Below are 5,110 nucleotides of genomic sequence, written 5' to 3' on the forward strand. Positions count from 1 at the left end.
GGGGCTAGGAGTGCCCATCGCCCTCGGCTTCCCCGATCGCATCGCGCGCCGCCGCGACGCATCGGGCGAGCGCTGGGCCTCGGTCGGCGGGCGCGGCTTCCGGCTCGACCCCGCGTCGCCGCTCGCGCGCAGCGAATGGCTCGCGGTCGCGGAGACGCAGGGGATGGCCGCGGGCGCGCGCATCCTCGCCGCCGCCGCGATCGACCTCGCCGACGTGGAGGCATTGTTCGCCGACCGCATCGCCACTCACCGCATCGTCGTCTTCGACCCCGCTACCGGCGCGGTACAGCCGTCGCGCGACCGCCGCCTGGGCGCGATCCGGCTGTCGAGCGGTCCCGATACGCAGGCGGACCCGGCCGCGATCGCCGCCGCGCTGGTGGAGGGCGTGCGCACCCACGGCGTCGACCTGCTGCCGTGGAGCGACGGCGCCCGCGCGCTGCGCCGGCGCGCCGCCTTCGCGGGCGTCGCGCTGGACGATGCGACGCTGCTCGCCCGGCTCGACGACTGGCTGCCCGCTTTGGTCGAGGGGCGGCGGCGGCTCGACGCGATCCCGCCCGGCGCGCTGACCGATGCGCTGCGCACCCTCGCGGGCTGGGACGCGATGCGGCTGGTCGACCGCCTCGCCCCCGCCGATTTCACCAGTCCGGCGGGCAGCACGCATGCGATCGACTACGGCGCGGAGGCGGGGCCGACCGCGGAGCTGCGCGTGCAGGCGCTGTTCGGGCTCGACGCGCATCCGGTGGTGGGGGAGGGGCGGGTGCCGCTGGTCCTCTCGCTCACCTCGCCCGCGGGCCGCCCGATCCAGACGACGCGCGACCTGCCCGGTTTCTGGCGCGGCAGCTGGGGCGCGGTGGCGAAGGAGATGCGCGGCCGCTATCCGCGCCATCCGTGGCCCGACGATCCCGCCGCGGCGGCGGCGACGCTCAGGACCAAAAATGCGGATGCGCGCCGCGGATCGTCGCGCTAAGGAACGCTCATGCCTACCGCCCGTATCTTCCAGCGCCCGAAAAACGCCATGCAGTCCGGCACGGCCCGTACCGACGCGTGGCAACTCGAATACGAACCGGCGGAGGCGAAGCAGCCCGATCCGCTGACCGGCTGGGCGGGCAGCGGCGACACCCGCGACCAATTGCGCCTGCGCTTCCCGACGTGCGAGGCCGCGATCGCCTATGCCGAGCGCGAGGGGCTGGCCTACACCGTCATCCCGTCACCGACGAAGACGTTGAAATTGCAGGCCTACGCCGACAATTTCCGGTAGAATACACTGTCTTCTTCCTGTCTCCCCGGCGAAGGCCGGGGTCCAGTTGGGAAGGCAGATGTAATAATACGTAGTGCGTTGTTACGACCGTTTCCCAACTGGACCCCGGCCTTCGCCGGGGAGGCATCTTGGGGTTGGGGCGAGGCTAACCCGCCCCCGCCAGGAACGCCTCCACCTCGTCCAGTTCGACCGTCCGGTCGAGATACGTCGCCCCGATCCCGCGGGCCAGCAGGAACGGGATCCGCCCCCCGCTCCCCTTCTTGTCGTGCCGCATATGCTCGACCAGCCGCGCCGGCGACGCCGTGACGCCGCTCGCCGCCAGCCCGTCCGGCAACCCGCTGACCCGCCAGTGCGCCGCCACTCGCTCGGCATCGCCCGCGTCGCACCGCCCGGTCGCCGCCGAGAAGGCGAACGCCAGCCCGCACCCCGCCGCCACCGCCTCGCCGTGCAGCAACCGGTCGGAATAGCCCGCCTCGGCCTCCAGCGCATGGCCGAACGTATGGCCCAGGTTCAGCAGCGCCCGCATGCCGTTGGTCTCATATTCGTCCGCCGCCACGATCCGCGCCTTCGCCGCGACCGAATGCGCGATGGCATGGCTGCGCGCTGCCGGATCCCCCGCCAGCAACGCGGCCCCGTTCGCCTCGCACCAGCCGAAGAAATCCGCATCGTCGATCAGGCCGTATTTGACGACCTCCGCATAGCCCGCCCGCACCTGCCGTGCCGGCAGCGTGTCGAGCACGTCGGGGTCGATCAGCACCAGCTTCGGCTGATGGAACGCGCCGACCAGGTTCTTGCCCGCCGCCGCATTGATCCCCGTCTTCCCCCCCACCGACGAATCGACCTGCGCCAGCAACGTCGTGGGCACCTGCACGAACCCGCAGCCGCGCTTCATGATCGCGGTCGCGAAACCGACCAGGTCGCCGATCACCCCGCCGCCCAGCGCTACGACGTGATCGCCGCGCTCCACGCCCAGCGCCAGCAGGTCGTCGACGACGCGCGCCAGCGTCGCCCAGCTCTTCGATCCCTCGCCCGGCGCGACCTCGATCGCCTGCGTCGCGATCCCCGCGGCATGCAGCGACGTTTCCAGCACCGCCCGGTGCATCGCCACGTTCGCATCCGCCACGATCACCACCGGCCGTCCGCCCGCCAGCGGCGCGATCCGTTCGCCGGCGCGCGCCAGCACGCCCGCCTCGATCACCACGTCGTAGCTGCGGTCCCCCAGCTTCACGGGAACTATCGTCATCGTCCGATCGCCTCCAGGATCGCGCGCACCGTGCTGTCGTGCGGCGCATGGGCGCTGGGCACGCGGACCGGCGCCAGCGCATACAGGGGGTTCCGCACCGCCGCGAGGTCGCGCAGCACGACCAGGGGATCGCGATCGCGCAGCAACGGGCGGGTGTCGCGCCGCCGCACGCGCTCCGCCAGCACCTCGACCGGTGCGTCGAGCCACACCGCCAGCGCGTCGGACAGGATCAGCGCGCGCGTCGCGTCGTTGACGAACGCGCCCCCCCCTGTCGCGATCACCTTCGCGCGCCCGTCGATCAGCCGCGCGATCACGCGCCGTTCGCCGTCGCGGAAATAGGCCTCGCCGAACCGTTCGAAGATGTCCGCGATGCTCATCCCCGCGGCCTCCTCGATCGCGGTATCGGCATCGACGAAGGGCAGCCCCAGCCGCGTGGCGAGCCGGCGCCCCACCGTCGACTTGCCCGCGCCCATCAGCCCGACGAGCACGATCGGCTGTCCCCGCCAGACGGGCGGGGCATCGTGCGGGATCGGCGGGCTTTGCATCATCGTGCCGCCGGCTATACAGCGCCCTTGGGTGCGGGCAACTCGGGGGTTCCCGTGGTCGTGCGCACCGTGATGCGTGGACAAGGTTGATTATGGCTCGCTTGATCGTCTCGGTTGTGGTGGTGCTGGCGCTGGTCGTCGGCGTCCTGTTCTTCCTGTCGGGCCGCGCGGGCGAGCAGCCGACGTCGCGGGTCGAAAAGGCGGTCGAGCTTGGCAACCTCGCGGGCTAGGCTGGCGGCGGTCGCCGCCGCCGCGCTGGGGATCGGCGCGGCCGGGATCGCGCAGGATCGCCCCGAATCCCTCCTTCCGCCCGGTTTCGGCGATCCCGCGCCGTCGCCGACCCCGACCGTCGCGTCGCCCGCGCCGGTGGGGCCGGGCGTGTTCGTCCAGCCGCTGCCCGGCGTGACGCCGACCGCGACCCCGTCGCCCGGCGTTTCGCCCAGCCCTTCGCCGTCGCCGACCAGCACGGTCAGCCCGTATCAGCTTCCCGCCTTCGCGCGCCGCTCGCTGGCGCAGGTGGGCGTGGCGCAGCCGGGCGTCGCCGCCGATGCCTTCGGCGCCGCGGATGGGCGCTATCTGGAAGTGCTGATGCGGCGGCTGTCCGCGCCGCTGCCGTCGCGCTGGCTGTCGATCGCGCTGCGCCGCGTGCTGGTCGCGCAGGTGGATACGCCCGCGGGCGTCAATGGCGCGGACTTCGCCGCGGAACGTGCGTGGCTGCTGCTGCGGATGGGAGAATCGGTGTCGGCGCGCGCGGTCGCGCAGGGCGTCGATACCGAGAATGTGACGCCGAAGTTGCGGCAGGTGTGGATGCAGGCCGCGCTGGCGACCGCGGACCCCGGTGGGCTGTGCCCGCTGGCCGATACGGCGGGGACCGGCGAACGCGGCTGGATCGTGGCGCGCGCGATGTGCGCGGCGCTGGGCGGCACGGGCAAGGGCCCGGCGCTGATCGCCGACGTCCGCCGCCGCCGCGTGGCGAGCGGGATCGACCTGCAACTGGCGCAGAAGGTCAGCGGCGCGGCGCTGAACAGCCGGCAGGCGATCACGATCGAATGGGGACCGGTGACGGAGCTGACCGCGTGGCGTTTCGGCCTCGCCACCGCCACCGGCGTGGCGGTGCCCGACGAACTGTATGCGACCGTCGGGCCGCAGGTCGCGGGCTGGCGCGCGCTGGCGCCCGCGATCCCGCTCGCCGAACGCGTCGCGCCGGCGGAGCGGGCGGCGGCGTTGGGCGTGCTGTCGAACGTCGCGCTCGTCGACCTGTATTCCGCGGTCGCCGACGACGAGGCCGCGCCCGGCGCGGTGCGCGGCGATGCGGCGACGCTGCGCGACGCCTATGTGGGCGGCGACCGCAACGCGCGGCTGTCGGCGATGAGGAAATTGTGGGACGGTGCGGCGACGCCCGCGGCACGCCACGCCCGCCTGATCCTGACCGCGCGGGCGGCGGCCCGCGTGGTGCCCGCGCCGGAGACGGAGGGCAGCGACCGATTGATCGCGTCGATGCTAACCGCGGGGCTGGGGCAGTCGGCGGAGCGCTGGCGCGGGGTCGTCCCCGTCGGTGGCGACGGCTGGGCGATGCTGGTGCTGGCGGATGCGGACGGTCGCCGCGCGGACCCGGACGATTACGCCCCGACCGGCGCCGCGTCGGCGCGCAAGCGGCAGCTGTTCTTCGCCGGGCTTGCCGGACTGGGGCGGCTGTCGGCCGCGCAGGTCGAGGAATCGGCAGCGTCGCTGGACGTGAAGATCGGCGCGGCGACCCCCTGGACCCGCGCGATCGATCGCGCCGTGCGCGAGCGGCAGGCGGGCACCGTCGTCCTGCTCGCCGCGATCGGCATGCAGACGAGCGACTGGACCGGCGTCCCGCCCGAACATCTGTACCGTATCGTCGCCGCGCTGCGCGCCGTGGGCATGGAGGGCGAGGCGCGGATGATCGCGGCGGAAGCGATTGCGCGGCTCTGAAACCTATCCTCCCCGGCACGGGGAGGGGGACCAGCCGCAGGCTGGTGGAGGGGGGGTGCCACAGACGGCACCGCTTGTCGCACTCCCCCCCCCCCCCCCCCCCCCCCC

The 5,110-nt window shown here is 73.5% G+C and carries 6 protein-coding genes; 4 read left to right on the forward strand and 2 right to left on the reverse strand.

All coding sequences use genetic code 11. From position 1 onward, the window contains the following. Together ASG29_RS10925 and ASG29_RS10930 are read left to right on the forward strand one after the other, a co-directional pair. Positions 1 to 967: ATP-dependent helicase C-terminal domain-containing protein (locus tag ASG29_RS10925; RefSeq protein ID WP_321163192.1), on the forward strand; the 967-nt coding region annotated here is incomplete at its 5' end. Positions 968 to 976: 9 nt separating this feature from the next. Continuing rightward, complete coding sequence (locus ASG29_RS10930) at positions 977 to 1,258, forward strand: ETC complex I subunit (protein WP_055983645.1); 282 nt, start codon at positions 977 to 979, stop codon at positions 1,256 to 1,258. 145 nt (positions 1,259 to 1,403) lie between these two features. Here the strand turns inward: ASG29_RS10930 and aroB are convergent, their stop codons facing one another. Both aroB and ASG29_RS10940 read right to left on the reverse strand, forming a co-directional pair. Continuing rightward, a complete protein-coding gene (gene aroB, locus ASG29_RS10935; RefSeq protein ID WP_055983647.1) occupies positions 1,404 to 2,501 on the reverse strand; it encodes a 3-dehydroquinate synthase in 1,098 nt (365 codons plus the stop codon). Then, a complete protein-coding gene (locus ASG29_RS10940; protein WP_055983649.1) occupies positions 2,498 to 3,049 on the reverse strand; it encodes a shikimate kinase in 552 nt (183 codons plus the stop codon). The genes aroB and ASG29_RS10940 overlap by 4 nt, the downstream gene beginning before the upstream one ends. Positions 3,050 to 3,138: 89 nt before the next feature. Here ASG29_RS10940 and ASG29_RS17215 point away from each other — a divergent pair, with 89 nt between their 5' ends. Further along, positions 3,139 to 3,276: a hypothetical protein gene (locus tag ASG29_RS17215; protein ID WP_200932432.1), complete on the forward strand. Its 138-nt coding sequence runs from the start codon at positions 3,139 to 3,141 to the stop codon at positions 3,274 to 3,276. Next, complete coding sequence (locus ASG29_RS10945; RefSeq protein ID WP_055983651.1) at positions 3,257 to 5,002, forward strand: hypothetical protein; 1,746 nt, start codon at positions 3,257 to 3,259, stop codon at positions 5,000 to 5,002. The genes ASG29_RS17215 and ASG29_RS10945 overlap by 20 nt, the downstream gene beginning before the upstream one ends. The last annotated feature ends 108 nt before the right edge of the window (positions 5,003 to 5,110 follow it).

Origin of the sequence: Sphingomonas sp. Leaf412 (assembly GCF_001425405.1) — a bacterium.
Taxonomy (GTDB): Bacteria; Pseudomonadota; Alphaproteobacteria; order Sphingomonadales; family Sphingomonadaceae; genus Sphingomonas.